24 protein-coding genes and 2 pseudogenes are annotated in these 22,435 nt (G+C 51.6%); 8 read left to right on the top strand and 18 right to left on the bottom strand.

Annotation, left to right across the window (positions count from 1 at the left end; genetic code table 11):
• Positions 1-277 precede the first annotated feature (277 nt).
• Entirely contained in the window at positions 278-1,387 is a 1,110-nt protein-coding gene (ompC, locus tag PYW49_RS04070; RefSeq protein ID WP_134350483.1) for a porin OmpC, read from the top strand.
• Between the two features lie 337 nt (positions 1,388-1,724).
• Here the strand turns inward: ompC and PYW49_RS04075 are convergent, their stop codons facing one another.
• The 7 genes from PYW49_RS04075 to PYW49_RS04105 form a co-directional block, all read right to left on the bottom strand.
• Complete coding sequence (locus PYW49_RS04075; RefSeq protein ID WP_223239581.1) at positions 1,725-1,802, bottom strand: hypothetical protein; 78 nt, start codon at positions 1,800-1,802, stop codon at positions 1,725-1,727.
• A gap of 68 nt (positions 1,803-1,870) precedes the next feature.
• Positions 1,871-2,293 (bottom strand): GFA family protein, encoded by a 423-nt coding sequence (locus PYW49_RS04080; RefSeq protein ID WP_134350484.1) that lies wholly within the window; start codon positions 2,291-2,293, stop codon positions 1,871-1,873.
• Between the two features lie 3 nt (positions 2,294-2,296).
• Positions 2,297-2,494, bottom strand: a complete 198-nt coding sequence (locus tag PYW49_RS04085; RefSeq protein ID WP_023312007.1) for a hypothetical protein — start codon at positions 2,492-2,494, stop codon at positions 2,297-2,299.
• A gap of 90 nt (positions 2,495-2,584) precedes the next feature.
• Positions 2,585-3,616 carry a methyltransferase gene (locus tag PYW49_RS04090; RefSeq protein ID WP_134350485.1) on the bottom strand — a complete coding sequence of 344 codons (1,032 nt, stop codon included), beginning with the start codon at positions 3,614-3,616 and terminating at the stop codon, positions 2,585-2,587.
• 268 nt (positions 3,617-3,884) lie between these two features.
• A complete protein-coding gene (locus tag PYW49_RS04095; RefSeq protein ID WP_320385758.1) occupies positions 3,885-4,334 on the bottom strand; it encodes a hypothetical protein in 450 nt (149 codons plus the stop codon).
• Between the two features lie 122 nt (positions 4,335-4,456).
• The gene (locus PYW49_RS04100) at positions 4,457-4,801 is read right to left on the bottom strand and encodes a DUF1294 domain-containing protein (RefSeq protein WP_134350487.1); all 345 of its coding nucleotides are present in this window, start codon (positions 4,799-4,801) and stop codon (positions 4,457-4,459) included.
• 121 nt (positions 4,802-4,922) lie between these two features.
• A complete protein-coding gene (locus PYW49_RS04105) occupies positions 4,923-5,249 on the bottom strand; it encodes a hypothetical protein (protein WP_320385759.1) in 327 nt (108 codons plus the stop codon).
• A 94-nt stretch (positions 5,250-5,343) separates the two neighbouring features.
• Here PYW49_RS04105 and PYW49_RS04110 point away from each other — a divergent pair.
• Together PYW49_RS04110 and ttcA are read left to right on the top strand one after the other, a co-directional pair.
• A pseudogene (locus PYW49_RS04110) lies at positions 5,344-5,454 on the top strand (site-specific integrase); the annotation flags it as partial.
• Positions 5,455-5,469: 15 nt separating this feature from the next.
• The gene (gene ttcA / locus PYW49_RS04115; protein WP_320385760.1) at positions 5,470-6,405 is read left to right on the top strand and encodes a tRNA 2-thiocytidine(32) synthetase TtcA; all 936 of its coding nucleotides are present in this window, start codon (positions 5,470-5,472) and stop codon (positions 6,403-6,405) included.
• A 42-nt stretch (positions 6,406-6,447) separates the two neighbouring features.
• Here ttcA and dbpA read toward each other — a convergent pair whose 3' ends face one another.
• The 4 genes from dbpA to PYW49_RS04135 form a co-directional block, all read right to left on the bottom strand.
• Positions 6,448-7,821, bottom strand: coding sequence for an ATP-dependent RNA helicase DbpA (dbpA, locus tag PYW49_RS04120; protein WP_320385761.1), 1,374 nt, complete (start codon positions 7,819-7,821; stop codon positions 6,448-6,450).
• Between the two features lie 27 nt (positions 7,822-7,848).
• Positions 7,849-8,031, bottom strand: coding sequence for a proline-rich small protein YnaL (gene ynaL, locus PYW49_RS04125; RefSeq protein WP_134350777.1), 183 nt, complete (start codon positions 8,029-8,031; stop codon positions 7,849-7,851).
• A gap of 273 nt (positions 8,032-8,304) precedes the next feature.
• Complete coding sequence (gene zntB, locus PYW49_RS04130) at positions 8,305-9,288, bottom strand: zinc transporter ZntB (protein ID WP_134350491.1); 984 nt, start codon at positions 9,286-9,288, stop codon at positions 8,305-8,307.
• A 156-nt stretch (positions 9,289-9,444) separates the two neighbouring features.
• Positions 9,445-10,587 carry a methyl-accepting chemotaxis protein gene (locus PYW49_RS04135; RefSeq protein ID WP_320385762.1) on the bottom strand — a complete coding sequence of 381 codons (1,143 nt, stop codon included), beginning with the start codon at positions 10,585-10,587 and terminating at the stop codon, positions 9,445-9,447.
• Between the two features lie 455 nt (positions 10,588-11,042).
• On the opposite strand from PYW49_RS04135, the gene PYW49_RS04140 reads away from it, so the two are divergent.
• The 4 genes from PYW49_RS04140 to PYW49_RS04155 all read left to right on the top strand — a co-directional run bounded on the left by PYW49_RS04140 (position 11,043) and on the right by PYW49_RS04155 (position 15,493).
• On the top strand, positions 11,043-13,172 hold the full coding sequence (locus PYW49_RS04140) for a putative bifunctional diguanylate cyclase/phosphodiesterase (RefSeq protein WP_320385763.1): 2,130 nt from the start codon (positions 11,043-11,045) through the stop codon (positions 13,170-13,172).
• Positions 13,173-13,264: 92 nt separating this feature from the next.
• Entirely contained in the window at positions 13,265-14,497 is a 1,233-nt protein-coding gene (locus tag PYW49_RS04145) for a sensor domain-containing diguanylate cyclase (protein WP_320385764.1), read from the top strand.
• A gap of 74 nt (positions 14,498-14,571) precedes the next feature.
• Complete coding sequence (locus PYW49_RS04150) at positions 14,572-14,712, top strand: Ecr family regulatory small membrane protein (RefSeq protein WP_166790970.1); 141 nt, start codon at positions 14,572-14,574, stop codon at positions 14,710-14,712.
• Positions 14,713-14,929: 217 nt separating this feature from the next.
• A complete protein-coding gene (locus PYW49_RS04155) occupies positions 14,930-15,493 on the top strand; it encodes a DJ-1/PfpI family protein (protein ID WP_134350778.1) in 564 nt (187 codons plus the stop codon).
• A gap of 66 nt (positions 15,494-15,559) precedes the next feature.
• On the opposite strand, the gene PYW49_RS04160 is transcribed toward PYW49_RS04155, so the two are convergent.
• The 6 genes and pseudogenes from PYW49_RS04160 to PYW49_RS04185 form a co-directional block, all read right to left on the bottom strand.
• Positions 15,560-16,039 carry a hypothetical protein gene (locus PYW49_RS04160; protein WP_320385765.1) on the bottom strand — a complete coding sequence of 160 codons (480 nt, stop codon included), beginning with the start codon at positions 16,037-16,039 and terminating at the stop codon, positions 15,560-15,562.
• A gap of 264 nt (positions 16,040-16,303) precedes the next feature.
• The gene (locus PYW49_RS04165) at positions 16,304-17,032 is read right to left on the bottom strand and encodes a VasL domain-containing protein (protein WP_320385766.1); all 729 of its coding nucleotides are present in this window, start codon (positions 17,030-17,032) and stop codon (positions 16,304-16,306) included.
• A gap of 22 nt (positions 17,033-17,054) precedes the next feature.
• Positions 17,055-17,447, bottom strand: a pseudogene (locus PYW49_RS04170) (type VI secretion system contractile sheath domain-containing protein); the annotation flags it as partial.
• A 36-nt stretch (positions 17,448-17,483) separates the two neighbouring features.
• Positions 17,484-17,975, bottom strand: coding sequence for a type VI secretion system contractile sheath small subunit (tssB, locus tag PYW49_RS04175; protein ID WP_320385767.1), 492 nt, complete (start codon positions 17,973-17,975; stop codon positions 17,484-17,486).
• Positions 17,976-18,288: 313 nt separating this feature from the next.
• Positions 18,289-18,525, bottom strand: a complete 237-nt coding sequence (locus tag PYW49_RS04180; protein WP_320385768.1) for a peptidase associated/transthyretin-like domain-containing protein — start codon at positions 18,523-18,525, stop codon at positions 18,289-18,291.
• A gap of 423 nt (positions 18,526-18,948) precedes the next feature.
• The gene (locus PYW49_RS04185; RefSeq protein WP_320385769.1) at positions 18,949-20,565 is read right to left on the bottom strand and encodes a peptide ABC transporter substrate-binding protein; all 1,617 of its coding nucleotides are present in this window, start codon (positions 20,563-20,565) and stop codon (positions 18,949-18,951) included.
• A gap of 185 nt (positions 20,566-20,750) precedes the next feature.
• On the opposite strand from PYW49_RS04185, the gene mpaA reads away from it, so the two are divergent.
• Positions 20,751-21,464 (top strand): murein tripeptide amidase MpaA, encoded by a 714-nt coding sequence (mpaA, locus tag PYW49_RS04190; RefSeq protein ID WP_320385770.1) that lies wholly within the window; start codon positions 20,751-20,753, stop codon positions 21,462-21,464.
• Here mpaA and ycjG read toward each other — a convergent pair.
• Positions 21,455-22,420, bottom strand: a complete 966-nt coding sequence (gene ycjG, locus PYW49_RS04195; RefSeq protein WP_320385771.1) for an L-Ala-D/L-Glu epimerase — start codon at positions 22,418-22,420, stop codon at positions 21,455-21,457. The genes mpaA and ycjG overlap by 10 nt on opposite strands.
• Between the last annotated feature and the right edge of the window lie 15 nt (positions 22,421-22,435).

Consider the following 22,435-nt stretch of genomic DNA (forward strand, 5'->3'; position numbering starts at 1 on the left):
TCATACGAATTATGGATAAATAATCTTAATGGCATATAACGCCGCTGAGATTAACGTAATTAACCCCTGATTAATAATTTTAATTTAATATACTTAGTTTTAAATCATTCATCAAACTAATGACCATTTCTGTTGATTTATTCAGTTTAGATTTTACTTAGTTCGTAACAATTATATTTTATTACTCTTACACAGGAGTGATTTAGCATGAGACAACTTTCTCATTCAGGAAGTTCAACAGGTAATTAAATAAAAACAACTGCAAAGGAATATCACAATGCAAAGAAAAGTACTGGCTCTGATGATTCCGGCTCTGTTAATGGCTGGCGCTGCGCATGCGGCAGAAATTTATAATAAAGACGGTAACAAATTAGATCTGTACGGAAAAGTGGATGGTCTGCACTACTTCTCTGATGATAAAGGCGCTGACGGCGATCAAACCTACATGCGTCTGGGTTTCAAGGGTGAAACTCAGATCAACAACACAATGACCGGCTATGCGCAGTGGGAATACAACGTTCAGGCTAATAACACCGAAGGGTCTGATAATCAGTCCTGGACGCGTCTGGCCTTCGCCGGCGTAAAAGTGGGTGACTATGGCTCCTTCGATTACGGTCGTAACTACGGTGTCCTGTACGACGTGGAAGGCTGGACCGATATGTTGCCGGAGTTTGGTGGCGACTCCTACACCAAAGCCGACAACTTCATGACCGGCCGCGCCAATGGCGTGGCAACCTACCGTAACACCGACTTCTATGGTCTGGTACAGGGCCTGAACTTTGCGCTGCAGTATCAGGGCAAAAATGAAGACGCCAGCAACAACCAGGAAGGCACCAACAACGGCCGCGACACGCGTCACGAGAACGGTGACGGCTTCGGTATTTCTACCACCTATGACTTTGGCATGGGGATTACTGCAGGTGCCGCGTACACCTCTTCTGACCGCACCAATGAGCAGGTCATGAATACCACTGCGGGTGGTGACAAAGCGGATGCGTGGACAGCCGGCCTGAAATACGACGCCAATAACATCTATCTGGCGGCAATGTATTCTGAAACCCGCAATATGACACCGTATGGTGATAACACCGACGCCGTGGCGAACAAAACCCAGAACTTCGAAGTGACCGCGCAGTACCAGTTCGACTTTGGCCTGCGTCCGTCCCTTTCCTACCTGCAATCAAAAGGTAAGGACCTTGGCAACGGTCAGGGCGACCAGGATCTGGTTAAATACGCTGACATCGGCGCGACTTACTACTTCAACAAAAATATGTCCACCTACGTTGATTATAAAATCAACCTGCTGGATGAAGATGACAGCTTCTACAAAAATAACGGCATCAGCACAGATGATGTCGTAGCGTTAGGCCTGGTTTACCAGTTCTGATGGTCAGAGCCCGCATCATGATGCGGGCTCACTCATTTTTTGAAGTTCGTCACAAAAAAGAGATGCTGGAGTCGTGTGGTTGAGGGTAAGTTGAGAGAAAGCTGTTTAAACTGCGGCGATAGCCCTTTCGTCACTAAGGATAACAGCGTTGTTTGGTCGTGTATCCCTTGCTGTACTTACCCTTTTAGCCGTACTGTGGATGGCGTTAATTTTTGATTTTGGTGATATTGTTGGGCATCTCGGCGCTCTGTTAAACCATCTGGATGGCAGTTAACATTGTTCCTGTGAAATAAAAAGCCACCAGCAGTGCCGGTGGCGGGTAAACGTATGCGCAACGTTATTTTTTCACGGGTTGAGGCTTTTTGTCCCCTGATTCAGGTGCCTCACGCGGATCGTCTTTTTCAACACAGAGCATAATTTCTCCTGTTTCAGTTAACCACTCTCCACTATAGCCAGGCTGATTAAAGAGTGGCCAGGCGGTAATCAGGTCTGATTCGCCCCTTTCTCACGAAAAGAGAGATAGCCAAACACCCCACTCCTCCCATCCGTGGGATGGTTAACGCCGTCCATTACCGTTACCTCAGGGAAATCAAAAGGAGATAAGTTTTCAAAACAGGCGACATTCACACCGTATTCATTCGGATTAGAACGCCGCTGATGGAACGTATAAATCCCGCACACCGAGCAGAAAAAGTGTCGAGCCGTTCCTGTGTTAAAACGGTACTCGGTGAGCTTATCCTCACCTTTGGTCACCGTAATCCCCGACAGCGGTGCAGAGACGACAACCGCCCCCCGCATTCGACAAAAGGAACAGCTGCAGCGCCGAGCGGTGTTCAGGCCATCCGTTAGCTCAACGATAAAAGCCACCGCGCCGCAATGGCACTTCGCATTTCGTCTTTCGGCCATTGGCTATACCCCTTTTCTGACCAGCTCGGCGGCTTTAACGAAAACCTCATCTTCTACGCCATCGCCTTTTTGCCTGCCGAGCCTGACCAGTTCATCAACAATGCTGTTGCGATGGATCGGTTTCTGCGCTGAAACCAGCCCAATAACGGCCGCCCCAATCGCCAGCCCCACTAATCCTGTCTGTTCATCTTTGTTTTTCATATTCATGCTCCTGGTACAATCAACAAGAGTAGCAGGAATACGGTCAAACGGAATGACGGACATAGGCTCTGCGAATATCATTAAAGCAATTCAAACAGCTACGACTTCTAAAATCGACAGATACGAACGGGTGTCTATTATTTTTTTCAATTTAAGATTCGCCTGTTCAAACAAGACCTGATACTCAGACTCTGTTCTTGCCCGCCCTCCATCAAAGCTTGTTAACAGAAGAAGATCGATTTCAAATCGTCCCTGCTCATTTTTTTCTTCTTTAATAAGCGGCTCAAAAATTAATAGTCGGGAGTTTTCTTTCATTGCATGTCTACAGCATTGAAGTATCTGAACGGCCTTCTCATCAGGCCAGTCCATCAAAATATATTTAAGTAGATAAATGTCCGCTGCAGGACAGGCTTCAAAAAAACTTCCTTCGACGGTCTCCCATCGACGATTATCATTCAAAAGGTGCAGTCGATTCCGCTTAAGCACGTCTTTTTGATCAAACAGGATCCCTGTTAAAGTCGGATTTCGACGTAAAACAGCCAGCAACAAATTCCCCAGGCCACCGGCGATATCGGCAACGACAGCGTTTTGAGGGAACGAATAGCTATCTGCAATGACTTCATTCTCCACGGATGACATAGAGGCCATACCGGCATGAAAGATGTTGCTATCAGCTACACTCTCGTCATGCTGCCAGTAGTCGTAAAAAGGCTTGCCAAACAATTCATTAAAAACAGGTTTTCCTTGCAATATCTCATCCATTTTAGCTGCTGGCTGCCAGAATGTTTGGTCTGTCAGCATGAGCACCGCCGCACGCAAGGAAAATTCATGATCAGAGCACAGGAATTGTGCTGAATGGCTAAGACCGTATTCAGCTTCGGCTAATTCGTTGAAAACCCCACGAGAAGACAATAAACGCATGATTCGATGAAGATAGTCGCCGTCGACATTAAGCTCCTTCGCCAGTTGCGTAACGGATTTTTTCCCTTCGACCAAAAGGTCTGCGACACCCAATACCGCGACCGCCCGGAGTGCCGCTTGCCAGACAAACCCCATGCTTTGCTCTAGCAAATACATTCCTTCTTTGCGGCTGAGTAAATCCAGACTATTACGTTGTGACATTTGCTGCTCCTTACCAATAAAGATATGTTGAACAACTAAAAGCTGTTAGCAAGCGTAAGTCTGGTAGTGAGTTTTATCCATAATATAATGAACATTCAGCAACGTTCATTTATGTTCTTTTGTACCGTTTAGCATACAGCACATTTAAATACGTAAAAAAGCACGGCCACTTACTCTTCACATTGATTAATAACATGCTGAAAATATCATTTTAAAAATAATTATTTTTGCATCCAAAAAAGCCTGTCGTAAGACAGGCTTTTCATATTTAGAATCTTGGCGCCAATCCGTATTTCGGCGTTTTGATATTTGCAGCCCAAATCTTGATATCGTTTTGCAGCAGAAGAGTGAAATCTGATTTCAAATGCGTCACCATGCCATTGACGCTGTCCGCATCCACTACCGAAAAATGTTCAATTCTGTTCTGCCCAACCTGAACACAGTAATATTTGGCGGGCAGCACTTTACCATTCACATTAAGCGGCAGGTTATTCTCACCACAACGCCCTTCAGTAATATATGACACCAGCAAATTAGCGGATTTTCTTCCTGGCTGAGAGACGCTTACCATGACAGGAAAACCTTCAGAGGTCTGCGTCATATCATAAAGAACGGCATTTTTCATATACCAGGTATTATATTCCCGCTCCTGAAAAGCGGACCAGGCAGGCGCAGAAAAGGCCACCAACACTGCCAGTGTAATAGATTCTATTTTCATGGGATGTTGTCGTCCGTGTTGTTGCACGTATTATTCAGATTGTGCAAAAAACAGCAACCCCTTAAGAATAGTCCTACTACTATTGGCAGTGGTGGAGGATTAATTAGCGACGTGCGATATAGTCATAAAGGAGAAAAAGGCAAGAAAGCATAAACAGCCGCCATCACAGCGGTGCTGGCGACGACGCTGATGAAAAAGTATGTTTTAAAAGGTTGCTTTTGGGTTTTATGGCGAAAGAGTTGCTGGCCCACAATAGCGCCTGGCCAGCCGCCTGTCGCGCCAAACACCAGCAAAGTAGCTTCCGGAACCCTGCGTAAACCTTTACGCGCAGCCATTTTATCGGCGCCATACATGCTCATCGTGAGCACATTAATCAGCAGAAACCACATGGCCAAAGGATGCGAGGTAAGAAGACTACCGAGCGCAGCGAAAATCAACAGTAAATAACAAAAGCGATTGAGGGTCATAACACTAGCCACGGGTTAATAAGCGGTTTTCGAAGACACATAAAACAGGTTGCATCTGTGCACCTCTCAAAACAAGGGGAAAAATGGCCGCCGAATGGCAGCCCTGGTAAATAAGTGTTTATTAATATCGCTTTATTGTGTTGACCGGCGTTCTTTCTGACCAGTCTGGCCGCTCGCCAGCCATGATTGCACGCTGTTGTGATGGCGTCACAGACTGGGTTATTTCAGGCATTGACTTGTATTCAGGTTGCTTAGGTGGACTGAGAACAAGATCGGAACTACAGCCTGACAGCACCAAAACCGCCAGTAGAGATAAATTAAGCTTGAACACGTTAACCCCTTCCAATGGGATAAAAGTTACAGAAAAAGCGTGGTGCCGGTTGTGTCCCGGTGACTTTTCTTTGTTATAAAAAGTCACGCGTCTGGCTGCAGGCAGCAAATTCACCACACAGATAACACCATCAGGATATATTCACACGGTCAATACAGGCAACCCTTTGTTTTCATACGCCTCTGTGCGCCAGGGAGAACAGTAAGCCGACTACTCATTATCGGGCGTCTGCGTCAGATTTAACGCCGCTGTAAAACGTGCTGGTATTCGTCGCCGGAATCCGTACCATACGCGGCAGACAAATTTTTGCACCAGCTGGCTCCGAAGGTAGTACTCAATGCAACAGAATCAAGAGATTAACAAAAAAGAGCAATACAACCTGAACAAACTGCAAAAGCGACTGCGCCGTAACGTGGGCGAAGCCATTGCAGACTTCAACATGATTGAAGAAGGCGACCGCATCATGGTTTGCCTGTCAGGGGGTAAAGACAGCTACACCATGCTGGAAATCCTGCGTAATCTTCAGCAAAGCGCACCGGTGAAGTTTTCCCTGGTGGCGGTCAACCTTGACCAGAAACAGCCGGGCTTCCCGGAGCACATTCTGCCGGAATACCTCGAAAATCTGGGCGTTGAGTACAAAATCGTAGAAGAAAATACCTACGGTATTGTGAAAGAGAAAATCCCGGAAGGGAAAACCACCTGCTCTCTTTGCTCTCGTCTGCGCCGCGGCATTCTGTATCGTACCGCGACGGAGCTGGGTGCGACCAAAATTGCGCTGGGCCACCATCGCGACGATATCCTGCAAACGCTGTTCCTCAATATGTTCTACGGCGGCAAGATGAAGGGCATGCCCCCTAAACTGATGAGCGATGACGGCAAACACATCGTGATCCGCCCTCTTGCCTACTGCCGCGAAAAAGACATTGAGCGTTTCTCTCAGGCTAAAGGGTTCCCGATCATTCCATGTAACCTCTGCGGCTCTCAGCCAAACCTGCAGCGTCAGGTGATTGGCGACATGCTGCGCGACTGGGATAAGCGTTATCCGGGTCGTATCGAAACCATGTTTAGCGCGATGCAGAACGTTGTCCCTTCACATCTCGCGGATGTTGAGCTGTTCGACTTCAAAGGAATCAACCACGAATCAGACGTGGTGAACGGCGGTGACCTGGCGTTTGACCGGGAAGATATCCCCATGCAGCCTGCAGGCTGGCAGCCGGAAGAAGATGACAATCAGTTTGAAGAGTTGCGTCTGAACGTGCTTGAAGTGAAGTAAGCGATTAGCGTCTCAGAAGGACCTTCTGAGACGCGCCATTCCTTATTTCAGCAGACGTACGCGGCAGGTTTTACCTTTGATTTTCCCGTTTTGCAGCTGCTTCCATGCCTTATGGGCAACCGCCTGGCGAACCGCCACATAGACATGCGCCGGGTGGACCGCAATCTTACCGATATCCGCCCCGTCCAGACCTATATCCCCGGTCAGCGCACCTAATACATCACCAGGGCGCATCTTGGCTTTTTTACCGCCATCGATACACAGCGTCGCCATTTCAGCCTCCAGCGGCACCAGGCTGACGCCGACAGGGGCATTCATCCAGTTCAGTTTAATCTGCAGCATCTCAGAGAGAATGTTGGCGCGCTGCGCCTCTTCCGGCGCGCAGAAGCTGATGGCCAGGCCGCTGTTTCCGGCGCGCGCGGTACGGCCAATACGGTGGACGTGGACCTCAGGATCCCATGCCAGCTCATAGTTCACAACCAGCTCAAGCGATTTAATATCCAGGCCGCGCGCGGCAACGTCGGTTGCAACCAGAACGCGGGCGCTGCCGTTGGCGAAACGGACCAGCGTCTGATCGCGATCGCGCTGTTCCAGATCGCCATGCAGCGACAATGCGCTCTGTCCGGCGGCATTCAGGGCATCACAAACCGACTGGCAGTCTTTCTTCGTGTTACAGAACACCACGCAGGACGCGGGCTGATGCTGGCTCAGCAGCTTCTGCAGGAGCGCAATTTTTCCCTGCTGCGAGGTTTCAAAAAACTGCTGTTCGATTGCTGGCAGCGCATCTACGCTGTCGATTTCAATGGTAAGCGGATTTTTCTGCACGCGCCCGCTGATGGCGGCGATGGCTTCCGGCCAGGTCGCAGAGAACAGCAGCGTCTGGCGATCGGCCGGTGCGAAACGGATCACCTCGTCAATTGCATCGCTGAAGCCCATATCCAGCATCCGGTCTGCCTCATCCATCACCAGCGTTTGTAGCGCATCCAGCGAGACGGTGCCTTTTTGCAAGTGATCCAGCAGGCGGCCCGGCGTCGCGACAATAATGTGCGGCGCATGCTGGAGCGAATCACGCTGCGCGCCGAACGGCTGTCCGCCGCAGAGGGTTAAAATTTTGGTATTAGGCAGAAAACGCGCCAGGCGACGCAGTTCGCCCGCGACCTGGTCCGCCAGCTCGCGGGTCGGGCACAGCACCAGAGACTGGGTCTGAAAAAGCGCCGCATCGATATGCTGCAACAGACCAAGGCCAAACGCCGCCGTTTTCCCACTGCCCGTTTTCGCCTGTACGCGTACATCACGGCCCTCAAGAATGGCGGGCAAGGCGGCCGCCTGAACAGGCGTCATCGTGAGGTATCCCAACTCGTTGAGGTTATCGAGTTGGGCGGTGGGCAGAACATTCAGGGTAGAAAAAGCGGTCACAGTAGTCTCTCGTGGTCATCTTTGCAGTCAGATGGCGCGTATCCTCGCAGATCTCGCGGTCCGATGCGACAATTTAATCGGTTCTTCATCAGGCGGCGGGTCGGGCATCGGCTGAGGACGCGGGATGGGATCGGGCATCGGCACCGGATCGGTGGGGATGGGATCGGATTGACGCCATAGTGGCAGTAGCAGAGCGTTAAGGATGCTCATCATTCCCTCCAGAATTTGCTGTCGTCCCTTTTAGGGTAGACGCTGAGAATCAGGAGGCAAAAAAAAGCCGACTATGAAGTCGGCGTCGTACGAATCAATTGTGCTATGCAGTAATTCAAAAAAGGAAGTAAGACAATATGGAGCGCAACGCCCATCGCTTGACGTTGCATTCACCTGCGGGAGTAATATTGCACCTTACGGGGTAGAGGTTTATTGACTTCGCTCAATTAAAAGAGCGTTTTGATCTCAGTGAAAGGTGAAAAAAGCGTAAATTTACAGCCATTTACTACGATGCAACCACCATGCAACACCACCAATCAAAACAACTAACATGACGCAAAATGCGGTAAAGCCGTAGCGATACGCCCCACCTGGAATTCCGCCCAGGTTCACGCCAAACAACCCGGTAAGAAACGTGCTCGGCAAAAATACCATCGCCATCAGGGACATGGTGTAGGTTCTTCTCGCCAGCGACTCCTGCATCACCTGCGCGATTTCGTCCGCCATCACCGCCGTCCTGGCAATACAGGAATCAATTTCATCCAGCCCGCGACCCAGTCTGTCGGCGATATCCTGCATTCTGCGTCGCTGATCGTCATTCATCCAGGCGAGCCTTTCGCTGGCCAGACGCGCGTACACGTCGCGCTGCGGCGTCATATAGCGGCGCATCACAATGAGCTGCTTACGCAGTAAGGCCAGAAAACCGCGCGGCGGGATCTGCTGATCGAGCAGGTTATCTTCCAGGTCGATGATTTTGTCGTGCAGTTCTTCAATAAACTCACTCGCGTGATCGGTAAGCGCGTCACACACGTCCACCAGCCAGCTGCCGCAGTCGATTGGCCCGGTGCCCTCTTTCAGATCGTTCACGATGTCATCCAGCGCCAGGACTTTACGCTGCCGGGTTGAAACAATCAGCCCATCGTCCATATAGACACGCATCGCAACCAGCTGGTCCGGACGCTCATCCGTGCTGCCGTTAATGCATCGCAGGGTGATCAGCGTACCGTCACCCATTCGGCTCACGCGGGGTCGCAGGCTTTCACCCGCCAGCGCATCGCGCACGTTATTAGGCAAGAGCGGAGTCGAGGCCAGCCAGTCAGCGCTGTCCGTGTGGGTATAGTTCAGATGTAGCCAGCAGGGATGCGCATTATCGATCACATCATTGTCTTCCAGCGGTCGTGCACCGCCGCGACCGTCCAGCACCCACGCAAAAACTGCGTCAGGAACGTTAAGTTCAGATCCTTTAATGCTTTCCACAGCGCCTCCACCTTTTTTAGCTCTTTCGGTGTCAGTCTAGCTTTCATCAGGGCTTAAGCAACAACTATGTTTCCCATCGCGCTGAAATCGCTCAGGAATTGTACATGCTCACGAGAGGCGAGAAAAAAGCCTGGCACGCCAGGCTTTGAGGTTCAATCAGAGAGAGTGTTCTGGCCGATGAAGGAAGGATGGCGAACCGCCAGGTAATGAAGAAGTAGAGCCCGGGTCAAGTCTGAAATTACGCGTTCGGGCCTGCAGCTCAATCACCTGATTACGCAGCACATCAGAGGAGCCATTAAGTTCCTCTGCCATCGCCACGTTACTTTGCGTGACCCGCTCGAGCTCCGAGAGCGCCAGCGTGATCTGAGAAATGCCTTTCTCCTGCTCTGACGTTGACGCGGAAATGTCGTCCATTAACCGGCTGACGTTCCCCGAGCCCGTCACGATTTCATGCATATTCTTTTCCGCCTGTGACACAACGGTAACGCCCTGCGTAACGTTACTGCTGGTCACTTCAATCAGCGTTTTGATGTTCTTCGCCGCCTCTGCGCTGCGGTGCGCCAGGTTTCTGACCTCTTCCGCGACCACAGAAAAACCTTTTCCATGATCTCCCGCCCTCGCCGCCTCAACGGCCGCGTTGAGCGCCAGGATATTCGTCTGGAATGCAATGCCGTCGATCAGCGAAATAATCTCCGTCATCTGCTGTGCGCATTCAGTAATGGACTGCATATTGGTGGCAACCAGCCCCATCAGCTCCCCGCCCTTGCGCGCCTGCAGCGTCGCCACATTGGCCTGCTCGCTCGCCAGACGGGTGTTATCGGCATTGTTTTTGGTGCTTGCCGCCATTTGTTCCATGCTGGCTGCGGTTTGCACTAAAGACGCAGACTGCTGCTCGGTTTTCACCGAAAGCTGTGCGCTACGTTGCGAGAGTTGATCCGATAATGTCATAGCTGTTTGCGATGACGCCCTGATCTCGCGTACCAGCGTCGCGATGTTGCCGGAAAGGCTATTGATCCCTGGGATGAGTCGACCCGCACAGTTATTGCCAAACTCAGGAATAGACACACCCAGGTTGCCCTCTGTCACCTCTTCAATACTTTTCTTCACCGTATTGATCGGCGTCACAAGATACTTCGTCATGTAGACCCACAGCAAAAATAGCGCAACGAAGTTGATTACGTTAAGGGAAATAAAGAGAGAGGGATTGCTGGAAAATAGAACAACGACACCTGCATTTACCAAAAAAAGAGATAACAGGAACCCGATAATAAAGGTCCTGACACTAATATTTCTTAGCATAATGATACCCACATTTTATATTTTGGTCGGCATTAAAACTTATAGCATTGGCTCAGAAGTTTTTCCTCGCAAACGACGCTGGTTTTTTGTTTCGCCGTTAGCAACCTGAGATTTGTCTTAAGTCAGAGAAAAAAAGCGTATTAGTGAAAATGTTCTTCTCGGCATGCTGCGATACTGGTCTCCAGCCATGTTAAGCGATACCATTCCCTGCGGTGAGACGACACGATCGCCCTCATATTTAAGGTGCTTTGCTACTATTATTCGTTTTGTTTAGCAATGCTTAATACGTTAACAAATGGAATATATTTTATATTCTTAATGAGTTGTAGAGTATTAATATGACTGGTCATTTTTCACGATAAATAACTAATATTGTTTGAATGCGCATGTTCGTTGCCAGATTAAGATGTGCCGGCAGGCGAAATCGGTAACCCTCTGAGGCGTGGGATTGCATAATGCTCAATATATCGTGGGACCCTGTGTTGATCGCTATATCTTATCTGGTGGCTTTTATTGCCTCCTTTGTGGCGCTGGACAGCGCCGGAAAAATCCCCCTTTCCAGCCGCAAGGCTGCCCTGTTCTGGCGCATTGCCGGAGGGGTCACGCTGGGCATCGGCATTTGGTCGATGCACTTTATCGGCATGCTGTCCATGCAAATGCCAATGATGATGAGCTACGACCTTTGGTTAACCCTTACCTCACTGGGCGTCGCGGTGGTTGCCTCGACCACGGCCATTAATATTGCCGTCACGGGCAAAAAACTCTCTCCCTTACGACTGATCCTTGCCACGGCGCTCCTGAGCGCTGGGGTGGTCTCTATGCACTACACCGGTATGGCTGCCCTGATGCTGGATGGCAGCATCATATGGGATCGTCGCATTGTGGCGTTGTCCGTGGTCATTGCCATCATTGCCTCCGGCACGGCACTGTGGCTCGCTTTCCGTCTGCGTGATAAACACAAAGGTGTCTTTATCGATCGCCTTCTTGCGGCCTTCATCATGGGCGCGGCCATTTGTGCGATGCACTATACCGGCATGAGTGCCGCTCAGTTTCAGGAAATGTCGCATACTCTCCCCGGCGGTATCGGCGAGCTGGGGTTATCCATCTGGGTGTCGGTCACCACGCTCTGCCTGCTCGGCGTGATGTTAATTATTTCGCTTATCGATTCTCACTGGCGTACCGGCCGGCTGACGGATAACCTGCGGCAGCTCAACCGCCAGCTTGAGCTACAGGCGCGCTTTGACGCGCTCACCGGGCTAGCAAACCGCCACCAGATGGATATCCGCATGCAGGATTGTCTGCGCAGCGCGCTGCTGAGTAATAAGCCATTTGCCGTCATTTTCCTGAATGTCGATCACTTCAAGCGTGTTAACGATACCTGGGGTCACAGCGTCGGGGATGAGCTATTAATCACCGTTGCGCAGCGCATCACGGCCCGGCTCACGCGTGAGATGACCCTGGCAAGGCTGGGCGGAGACGCCTTTATCCTGCTGGTGCCTGAATGTGACGACGACAAACTCAACGCCCTGCTTACCTCGCTGCTCGACGATATGCGACGTCCGCTTTCGCTCTGCGGACATACGCTGAGCACGACAATCAGTGCGGGTGTCAGCCTCTATCCTCAGGATGGCGAAACGCTGCATGAGCTGAAACTCAAGGCGGATGCAGCGTTACATCACGTTAAAGAAGAGGGCCGCAACGGCTGGGCGGTTTACAGAACCGAGATGTCAACTGCAGTCCCGGCTAAACCCGGTTTTCTACAGGAACTCTCTCAGGCGCTTGAGCGCGATCAGTTTGAACTGTGGTACCAGCCAACCTTGCATGCGGAAGATAAGACTATTCATGGCTTTGAGGCCCTTCTGCGCTGGCGGCATCCCGAGCAAGGCGTTTTACTGCCTAATCTGTTTATCCCTTCGCTGGAACAAACAGGCTTGATCATTCCGGTGGGTAACTGGGCCATTGAAGCGGCGTGCCGACAGCTTCATTTCTGGACTGAACAAGGCTTCAGCCAGTGGACGCTGTCGCTCAACTTATCCCCCGTCCAGTTCGAACAGCCGGACATCTTCCATATCGTCTCGTCGATGCTGGAAAAATATAGCTTGTCGCCTTCCAGGCTGATCCTTGAGGTAACGGAGAGCACTGCACTTAAAAATCTCGACCGCAGCATTGAGCTGCTCGATGCGTTCAATCGTGCGGGGATCACCGTCTCGATTGATGATTTTGGCACGGGCTATTCCAACCTGCTGATGCTGAGCGTCCTCCCGGCAAAAGAACTCAAGATTGACAGAAGCTTTGTCACGTCGATGCTGGAGAATGAAAAAAGCTACAAGCTGGTCGAAACCATTATGAGTATTGCGCGAACCATGGAGATGAATGTGGTGGCAGAAGGGATCGAAACGGAAGAACAGCAGGCGGTCCTTACCCGTCTCGGCTGCGACTACCTGCAGGGTTACCTTTTCTCCCGTCCATTACCCGCCGAACAGGTACCGTGGCTGCTTCTGCAGAAAAACTCAGACAAGCAAATTATACCCATTACTAAAATTCAAACGGACCCCGCATTTATTTCACAAAAAAATCATGCCTGACGGGGTCAAGTAGAGTATGTTTCAAAAGAGTACACGCGAGTCCATTCGGTCATGATTGTCAGGCACAGGGTGCCGATGAACAGGAAACGCCTATGTCGCAACCTTGTTTTGATGCGTTGAATGTAATTAAAACACCCGTGTGGCTCATCTCACCCGTGTCGGAACAGGTTATTTTTGCGAATGTATCCGCTACGCAGGTTATGGGGGATAAAACGCTCGATGCGCTGCGCAAAGGCATCTATTCCGCAAATGCGCAAACTCTCCTGGCGATGTATGTACCTGAACTGAAAACAGAGCAGGAGATCGTCGAAATCTGGACAATCAGCCGGGATGGAAACGACACGCCGTTAAGCTGTCGTCTCTCGCTTACCCACTACGCTCCCTGGGGCGATGTGATTGTCATCGAGGGGCTCAACCCGCAAATACTCTCAGGATTAAAGGCCAGCCGCTCCGCAAACTACCGGCGGACAAAACAGGGGTTTTACGCGCGTTTTTTTCAGACCAACAGCGCCCCCATGTTGTTAATCGATCCTGCACGCGATGGCCATATCGTCGATGCTAACCTGGCCGCGCTCAACTTTTATGGTTATTCGCATGATGATATGTGCAGTAAACATACCTGGGAAATAAACACCCTGGGGCGAGATGTCATGCCCATTATGACTGCGATTGCCGCGCTGCCCGGTGGCCATAAGCCGCTCAACTTTGTTCATCGACTTGCCGATGGCTCCACCCGCCATGTCCAGACGTACGCAGGGCCCATTGAGATCTACGGTGACAAGCTGATGCTGTGCATCATCCACGATATCACCGAGCAAAAAAGGCTGGAGCAGGAGCTGGAACATGCTGCGTTACGTGACTCCATGACAGGACTGCTCAACCGTCGCCAGTTCTACACCATTACCGATCAAAGCAACCTGAATCATCTTCCGGCACAACAGCAGTTTAGCCTGCTGCTGGTGGACACCGATCATTTCAAGAACATCAATGACCTGTTCGGTCATCTTAAAGGCGATGAGGTGCTTATCGCCCTCTCCCGAACGCTCGAAGCCTGTAGCCGGAAAGACGACCTGGTGTTCCGCTGGGGTGGCGAAGAGTTCGTCATCCTGCTGCCGCATACCTCCCTCGACACCGCATTGCAGATTGCCGAGTCGATTCGTGCGGCAGTTGCCCGTATCACTATTCCTGGCTTGCCTCGCTTTACCGTCAGCATTGGCGTGGCACGGCATAATCAGGGGGAGAGTATTGATGAGCTGTTTAAGCGTGTCGACGATGCGCTTTATCGCGCTAAAAATGACGGACGCAATAAAGTGCTTGCAGCATGAAACTGGTGTATCTGGCAAAGCCCGGATACAATGCCTGCCTTGAGTAAATTGATGTCAGGTGGGTAAAGTCTGCAATGGGAAAAACAGAAATAATACTCACCATAATTATTTTGCTTCTTATTATATTTGGCTTCTGGTTTATCTTTAGCGGTGAAGTCTGGTATCTGGTCGAGTTTCTTGAAAATAGCCTTTACCCCACTTTTGATGCGCCCTAACGCACGTTTAATTTATTGTTTCACCTACCGAATTTGTCAGGTACCTGCATGCCTGACAGCCGCGTAAGATACGCGGCGTTATCCTCCAACAACGTTGATAACGAATCACTTATTCACTTGCTTATGTTGCCCGTGCTCTGACGGGCTTTTTTATTTCCGGCAATTCAGCCACGCCAGGCTATATCTTAATCATCGTTATTGATAAAGGTGAGGAATGATGAGCAAGAAGATCCTGATGCTGGTTGGCGATTACGCCGAAGATTACGAAACGATGGTGCCTTTTCAGGCGTTACAGATGGTAGGCCACCAGGTGGATGCGGTCTGCCCTGACAAACCGAAGGGCGACTACATTATGACGGCGATCCATGATTTTGACGGCGCCCAGACCTACAGCGAAAAACCCGGCCACCGTTTTATCCTCAACGCCGACTTCTCCGCCGTAAAGGAGCAGGACTACGATGCGCTGCTCATCCCCGGCGGGAGAGCGCCCGAGTATCTGCGGTTAAATGAGGACGTGTTAAAGCTGGTACAGGCATTTGACGCCGCGCGTAAACCGATTGCCGCGGTGTGCCACGGCCCACAGCTGCTCGCTGCCGCGGGCATACTGAAAGGACGAACCTGTAGCGCCTACCCGGCCTGTGCGCCAGAGGTCCGCCTCAGCGGCGGACACTACGCCAGCATCGGCATCGATCAGGCACACGTAGACGGCAACCTGGTGACGGCTCCCGCCTGGCCCGCGCATCCACAGTGGCTGGCAAAGTTTAATGCGCTGTTAGAATAGCGATACCTGCTCCCGCCAGCTCAGCCTAAGCGGGCGCGATATCGCGCCGAAGCCCCACAGGGGGGCTTAGGCCAGCCTGTCGACCGCCTGGAAAAAACGCTCTTCCGTCATGATGACATTCTCTTTCGCACCCTGATGTTCACTGCGGATAAACCAGCCGCTTTCCGGCGCCATGCTCAAGTAATACACCTGAGCGACGCCGGATACATTAATTCGCAGGGTCACACATCCCATTTCCGTACCGCGGCAGAGCTGCTCCGGCACGATGCTGACGCTGCGCTCGCCGTTCTGCAGCAGGACAGTGGTGATGTCATAACGGCAGATGCCGCTGTTCAGGCTGTAGCCCGGCGTGCTCAGGTCGTGGATATGTTTCGTCGACAGGATGACCTCAATCCCTGACCCCGTAAGCCACTGGCTGACCTGTTGCGCGAGGTCATCCATCCGCTGCCGGAATACCTGAATTTCGGCTTCCGCCGTTTTCTTGCCGGACGGGATACGGGTGATATTCTGCTGCACTTTCCTGAAAAATCGTTCTCTGGCTGACACGTTGTCGTCCCTGTTATCTTTTCACATTCTGTTAAGCCGGATTCAACGCGACAGGCACTGCCCGGCCAGTCTCTTTCTTTTTCTCAGCCGCTCCCTCACCTTCTTTACCGACTGACGGCTCCGATGCCCTTTTCTTCCTCGCGCCAGGGTCTGCAGGTTTTGTTGCTGGACGAACAGCCCATCGGGTAGCGGGAAAGGTTCATCAGGTACAGTTCCGTATGGCAGTCTTAATCAGGGGAAAAATGGCACCTGAGTATACCCGGATTATTGCGCCGTTTTTTGCTTCAGAAGAGCATAGCGGGCCGTCAGCTGCTGCAGGTGCTGCTCCGTCTGGCTCTGCTGCGCGGCAGGCCAGGGCTGGTTCTGTGGCAGTTCTGACAGCTGTCGCAGCTGCTCCTCTGCCGGCACGGCACTGTTAAATAACTGCATCATGGTAAACACCGCTGATTTCAGCTCGCTGACCGTCATGTACTTCCCCCGCTGCTCATCCAGCGCGTTAAGCCGGTTTGCCAGTTGCTGCAGCTGTGTCATTCCCTGATGCCAGCCGCTGAGGTTTTCGGGCGGGAGCGCGGCGGCGGCCAGCTGCTGCTGCCACTGTTGTGCCAGCGGTTTCGCCTCTTCCGGCCACAGGGTCAGCGCCTGCTGCACCAGGCTGTCGGCGTAGCGGATTGCCCGGTCCGGTGACGACTGCGTAATCCTCGCCAGCTGCTGTTGCGTCTGTTTCAGCCCCGTTTCCGCTGACGGCAGCATCTGCCGCAGCGACTGTAACTGTTTTGCAGACAAGGCGGCGGGCAACGGGGCAAGCGTGGCGGCAAACTGCACTTGCACCGGGTCCGGCCGGTGCGTCACCTGCCATCCCCCTACCGCAGCGCCGCACGCAACCAGCATCGTCAGCATGCCGGCGGCAAACGGCTTCAGGGGCCGGGCGACGTGTTCTGTCACAGCCGGTAACGTTGCCGGTGGCTCCGGCTGCACGACATACACCCGTTTCACATACTCTTCACTGGGGCGGGCTGCGGTAGTCGGTGTTATCCACCAGTTGCTTCAGGCCACGCCACAGGGATTCCACCTTCTGGAACTCAGAGTGGTGCATCACTGCATCCAGCTGACGGCTGATCTGGAAATCCAGTTCGGCGATATGGTGGTCAATCAGGGTCTTGTCGAGTTTTTCCACGGGCTGGCCGGATTTACGGATGCAGTCCATAAACACCTGCATCGCCGCCGTCAGGCGCTCGCCCGCCGTGGCGTCCGCCATCGCGGCATCGTCCAGAAACGCATTAATATCACCCAGGCTGGATGCCGGGGTCAGGTTAATTTTGTCAAACAGGGAGGCGTAGACGCTCTCTTTTTCCAGTACGGTGGTCTGCCCCTGTGCGGAGCCATTTTCAGTATTAACAGACATCTGCATTCTCTCGTTTAATCCATTAAAAGACGCACCCGGGTTTTATTTCGGGGCCAGGGCACTCATTTCGTCGCGTAACTCCTGAGACAGCGCCGGATCTCTGAGAATTTTCTCAAGCTCTTTTCTGAAAGTGGCGTTATCAAGGAGATTGGATTTGAGGTCGCGTAATAAATTACGCATGGCCAGCATGGCGCGGAGTTGAGGGATCTGGCGGGCCACCTGTTCAGGCTCGAAATCTTTAATATCAGAGAAATTCAGTTTCACGCTCTCTTCCGAATCATCATCGGCCATCGTATTCGGAACCGTCAGATTCACTTCCGGGTTAAATTCCGAAAGTACGCTATTGAAGTTATTTTTATTGACGTTGATTTTCTCTCTTTCAGATAATGGACGGTCTTCTTTTCCATTACTGAAATCACCGACGGTGAGTAGCTTAAGCGGTAATTCAACTTTCTTCTGCGCACCACCTGTGTGTAATGCAAGCTTTAAATTAATGCGTGCCTTGGGCACCTCGTTCTGGAACGTATCGGCCATAGTGATCCCTTTCCTTTTAAGGAATGATTGTTAAGTGAACGACATTTCTTTACAAAAGCATGTTAGTACAAAATGCCACTAATGATCAACAATTTAGATCAATAGTCCATTACTGGACTTTTCTTAAGAATTTTAAACTAAACATGAACAATGAGTGAGACGACACCCTAACTAACAACAAAAAGCGGTAACTATTTTTTTACATAAATAAAAATTAAATATCTATCGCTAATGAAAATCGCAACTTCAGACCTGAATGCATTCATTTTATTGATATATCAATACGTGAAAGCAGAGATATCGGCCTGCAAAGTTAATGTACTGGGCTATTGCCTTCTTTTGTTGGTGGGTTACCTGCACTATTTTTCCTCAAACCAACAAGCAGCGTCAGTTCATTTATATCTATATTCATTAGATTACTGCCTTTGTGTTCCATCAATATCGACATCGAAAAAGCTAACGCTAGCATGTATTCATCTTCGGTTAGTCCAACATCTTCAGCGATTTTTTCTATTTTACTGACCATTCCCTCAACAACATGAGATCTCATTTTCTATACCTTGAGTATTTTTTTAATTTATTGGAAGTAAGTTCATAATCCCTGTAAAGGGTACCGTAACAAAGAGACCAGCCATCTATCAAGCTATTCGACACTAACGACACTGATTTTTAGAATTTATTCATGGGAGTTATTTTTTACGTCGTAATAAATTTTCGTCATATATATATTATTTGTACAATCATGAAATTGATTCGGTAATCGTACCGAAATGTCACTGAGCCTGCAGTCGTTACCAGAACATACAGGCCACCACGGTCTGTTATTCTCTCTGGCTTTCAGAGGTTTAAGCCTGGTATTAGTCGTTCAGACAAACTGTAGCGGGAGCTATTCAGAAGGAATAACTGGCGCTGTAAGCCGCGCCAGTTGTGGGTTTAGCGATGGTTGCAGGCATTAGCGGGTGGCCAGTACCCGTCAGTGCTTCTCAATATACATTGTCCGGCTATACGCCACGTCTTCCGGGTTATTAATAGGATAACCTTTCACCCAGGGCTTAATCAGGCGACCGTTTGTGTACTGGTAAATGGGCGCGATAGGTGCTTTCTCCATGAGGATTTTCTCCGCCATGTTGTAGTCCGTATTACGCGCTTTCGCCGTGGTTTCCAGCGTCGCCTGGTGGATAATCTTATCGTAAGCCGGGTCGTTGAAACGCGAAATATTGCCGCTGTGGGTGGAGGTCAGCAGGGACAGGAATGTTGAGGGCTCGTTGTAATCGCCTACCCATGAGGCGCGGATCACATCAAAATTGCCGGTATTGCGGCTGTCGATATAGGTTTTCCACTCCTGGTTTTGCAGTTTGACATCCACACCGAGGTTTTTCTTCCACATGGACGCCACCGCAATCGCGATTTTCTGGTGGTTTTCCGAGGTGTTGTACAGCAGGGTCAACTTCAGCGGGCGCTGAGGACCATAGCCAGCCGCCTGGAGCAAGGTTTTCGCCTGTGCATTCAGCTCCTGCTGCGACATCTGCTCGAACGGTGAAGGATCAGGCGTGAAACCCGCCGTCACGTCAGGGGTAAAATGCCAGGCTGGCTTCTCGCCTGTACCTAATACCTTTTCCGCCATAATGCGGCGATCGATGGTCATACTCAGCGCAAGACGAACCCGGGCATCGGCCGTCGGGCCCTTTTGCGTGTTAAAAGCATAGTAGTAAGTCCCGAGCTGAGGCGGCGTATAGACTTGTCCTGGGATGTCCTTCAGGAGCTTCTGATACATGTTTTTCGGGAATGATTCGGTAATATCAATGTCCCCCGCCAGATAGCGTTTCGTGGCGGACGATTCCTGATTAATCGGAATGAAGGTCACTTTTTGCAGGACAGTTTTCGCATTGTCCCAGTAATGGGTATTCGGAACGACAACCAGTTTTTCATTCACCACGCGGTCGTTCAGGACGTATGCGCCATTGCCGACCAGGGCTCCCGGGCGAGTCCACTCTTTACCGCTTTCAACGTTCGTTTTTTGCACCGGATAGAAGGCAAAATTTGCCGTCAGGTTGCTAAACCACGGTAGCGGTTTGTCCAGCTGGACGCGTAACGTTCTGGCATCCACCGCCGTCACGCCCAGGGTATCAGGTGCCGCTTTACCGTCAATGATCGCCTGTGCGTTGTTGATACCCGCCAGCGCCGCAAACCAGGCAAACGGAGAGGTCGTTTTCGGGTCAACCAGACGCTGCCAGCTGTAGACAAAATCCTGCGCGGTGACAGGCGTACCGTCAGACCATTTCGCGTTATCGCGCAAGGTGAACGTCCAGATACGGTTATCGTTGCTCTGCCAGCGCGTCGCCACGCCCGGTATCAGTTCCCCTTTTTCGTTCTGATTCACCAGCCCTTCGAAAAGATCGCGAATCACCTGAATCTCTGGCAGCCCCACCGCTTTTGCCGGATCGAGCGAAGCCGGTTCGTCTTTAATATGTCTGACCAGCTCCTGTTTTTGCGCCAGTGCCGTGCCCTGTGGCACATCGGCAGCGTACGAGAGTGTAGAGAGTCCGCACAGGCACAGTGCGGCGAAAAGACGCGAAACAGGATGCTTCATAAGATCCCCTTTAATGAACTCAGGTAACAAGCAGATGCGTAATTATTTGTTTCGACAAAAAGAAATGCAAATAACTTACTCCTGAATAGTGATTTAAGGCAATTCTCAGCCGTTACGGAAACTATTTGATTAACGGCGGGTTTTACACAACACTGCCAGTAGAGACTTCTTTATCAGGATTTCGTATGGCAATCACCCGACCACGAGCCGAACGCGGCGCCTTTCCGCCGGGCGCTGAGCAATATGGCCGCTCATTCTTAGGCGCATCGTTGATCTGGTTCCCGGCACCCGATGCCGATCGCGACAGCGGTTTGATCATTGCCGGCACGCACGGGGATGAGAACTCGTCCGTCGTCACGCTCTCATGCGCGCTGCGCACGCTAACCCCTTCACTACGACGACATCATGTGATTCTTGCCGTGAATCCGGATGGCTGTCAGCTTGGATTACGGGCTAATGCAAGAGGAGTCGACCTGAACCGTAATTTTCCGGCAGCAAACTGGCGCGCCGGGGAAACGGTTTATCGCTGGAACAGCTCCGCCGAGGAGCGGGACGTGGTCCTGCTGACGGGAGACAAACCCGGATCGGAGCCGGAAACGCAGGCGCTGTGCCAGCTTATCCATAAGATCCACCCTGCCTGGGTTGTCTCCTTCCACGATCCGCTGGCCTGTATTGAAGATCCGCGCCACTCCGATCTGGGTGCGTGGCTGGCACAGGCGTTCACCCTGCCACTCGTCACCAGCGTGGGCTATGAAACACCCGGTTCATTCGGTAGCTGGTGTGCCGATTTGAGTCTGCCCTGCATCACCGCTGAATTCCCGCCGATCTCCTCCGACGAAGCCAGCGAAAAATACTTAAAACCCATGATGGAGCTTCTGCGCTGGCAGCCTCAGAGATGAAGCACGCCGCTGCTGAAATTGAGCGCCGGTGAAACGTCAACAGCCAGCCATGTCGGGCCATCCAGATCGGCGAAACGGACATGATTGACCAGCGGCAGCGCCGCGCCGATAGCCCGGGACGTGCAGAGCATACATCCCAGCATCAGTGAAAAACCCTGGGCCTGGGCTTCCGCCGCCAGGGCCAGCGCTTCTGTCAGCCCACCGGCCTTGTCGAGCTTAATGTTGACCATGTCATAGCTGCCCTTAAGCTCGCTCAAACTCGCGCGAGTATGGCAACTTTCATCCGCACAGACAGGCAGCGGATGGATAAAATTCTTCAGCGTCGCATCGTCCTTCGCCGGCAGAGGCTGCTCCAGCATGGCCACGCCGAGGTCAGCCAGCAGCTGACATCGCGCGGCAAGCCCTTCGGGATGCCATGACTCGTTGGCGTCAACAATCAGCGTGGCCGAGGGTACCGCCGAGCGAATGGCGACCATCCGCTCGCTGATCAGGCGATCGTCGAGCTTCACTTTTAACAGCGTGGCCCCGGCGTCAAAGAGCGCTTTTGCGCTGGCTGCCATCTGTTCCGGCTCACCAATTACGACCGTTTGCGCGGTCACGACCGATTGCGGTAGCGCCACGCTCAGCAATGACGTCAGCGATGTTTGCTGCCTGGCGGCCTCAAGGTTCCAGAGCGCACAGTCGATGGCGTTGCGCGCCGCACCGGCGGGCAAACGCTGCTGTAGCGACTCGCGCGTCAGCCCTTTTTGCAGGTCAGGTACCAGAGTCATGATCTGCGCCATCACAGATGCAAGACTTTCCCCATAGCGCGGGTAAGGCGTACATTCCCCGACACCTTTAAAACCCTCTTCTTCGATTTCAACCACGACCACGCTGGCTTCACTTCGGCTGCCGCGGGAGATCACAAACGGGGTATGCAATGGCCAGGCTTCTTCATAGACCTTAACGCTTCTCATCACTGACTCCTTGCG

The organism is Enterobacter chinensis (genome assembly GCF_034008295.1).
Taxonomy (GTDB): domain Bacteria; phylum Pseudomonadota; class Gammaproteobacteria; order Enterobacterales; family Enterobacteriaceae; genus Enterobacter; species Enterobacter chinensis.

What these genes read in the sequence shown, in the direction of transcription:
- ompC (WP_134350483.1), top strand. Translation starts at nt 278, where the DNA reads ATGCAAAGAAAAGTACTGGCTCTGATGATTCCGGCTCTGTTAATGGCT.
- PYW49_RS04075 (WP_223239581.1), bottom strand. Translation starts at nt 1,802, where the DNA reads ATGCTCTGTGTTGAAAAAGACGATCCGCGTGAGGCACCTGAATCAGGG.
- PYW49_RS04080 (WP_134350484.1), bottom strand. Translation starts at nt 2,293, where the DNA reads ATGGCCGAAAGACGAAATGCGAAGTGCCATTGCGGCGCGGTGGCTTTT.
- PYW49_RS04085 (WP_023312007.1), bottom strand. Translation starts at nt 2,494, where the DNA reads ATGAAAAACAAAGATGAACAGACAGGATTAGTGGGGCTGGCGATTGGG.
- PYW49_RS04090 (WP_134350485.1), bottom strand. Translation starts at nt 3,616, where the DNA reads ATGTCACAACGTAATAGTCTGGATTTACTCAGCCGCAAAGAAGGAATG.
- PYW49_RS04095 (WP_320385758.1), bottom strand. Translation starts at nt 4,334, where the DNA reads ATGAAAATAGAATCTATTACACTGGCAGTGTTGGTGGCCTTTTCTGCG.
- PYW49_RS04100 (WP_134350487.1), bottom strand. Translation starts at nt 4,801, where the DNA reads ATGACCCTCAATCGCTTTTGTTATTTACTGTTGATTTTCGCTGCGCTC.
- ttcA (WP_320385760.1), top strand. Translation starts at nt 5,470, where the DNA reads ATGCAACAGAATCAAGAGATTAACAAAAAAGAGCAATACAACCTGAAC.
- ynaL (WP_134350777.1), bottom strand. Translation starts at nt 8,031, where the DNA reads ATGAGCATCCTTAACGCTCTGCTACTGCCACTATGGCGTCAATCCGAT.
- PYW49_RS04135 (WP_320385762.1), bottom strand. Translation starts at nt 10,587, where the DNA reads ATGCTAAGAAATATTAGTGTCAGGACCTTTATTATCGGGTTCCTGTTA.
- PYW49_RS04140 (WP_320385763.1), top strand. Translation starts at nt 11,043, where the DNA reads ATGCTCAATATATCGTGGGACCCTGTGTTGATCGCTATATCTTATCTG.
- PYW49_RS04145 (WP_320385764.1), top strand. Translation starts at nt 13,265, where the DNA reads ATGTCGCAACCTTGTTTTGATGCGTTGAATGTAATTAAAACACCCGTG.
- PYW49_RS04150 (WP_166790970.1), top strand. Translation starts at nt 14,572, where the DNA reads ATGGGAAAAACAGAAATAATACTCACCATAATTATTTTGCTTCTTATT.
- PYW49_RS04155 (WP_134350778.1), top strand. Translation starts at nt 14,930, where the DNA reads ATGAGCAAGAAGATCCTGATGCTGGTTGGCGATTACGCCGAAGATTAC.
- tssB (WP_320385767.1), bottom strand. Translation starts at nt 17,975, where the DNA reads ATGGCCGATACGTTCCAGAACGAGGTGCCCAAGGCACGCATTAATTTA.
- PYW49_RS04180 (WP_320385768.1), bottom strand. Translation starts at nt 18,525, where the DNA reads ATGAGATCTCATGTTGTTGAGGGAATGGTCAGTAAAATAGAAAAAATC.
- PYW49_RS04185 (WP_320385769.1), bottom strand. Translation starts at nt 20,565, where the DNA reads ATGAAGCATCCTGTTTCGCGTCTTTTCGCCGCACTGTGCCTGTGCGGA.
- mpaA (WP_320385770.1), top strand. Translation starts at nt 20,751, where the DNA reads ATGGCAATCACCCGACCACGAGCCGAACGCGGCGCCTTTCCGCCGGGC.
- ycjG (WP_320385771.1), bottom strand. Translation starts at nt 22,420, where the DNA reads ATGAGAAGCGTTAAGGTCTATGAAGAAGCCTGGCCATTGCATACCCCG.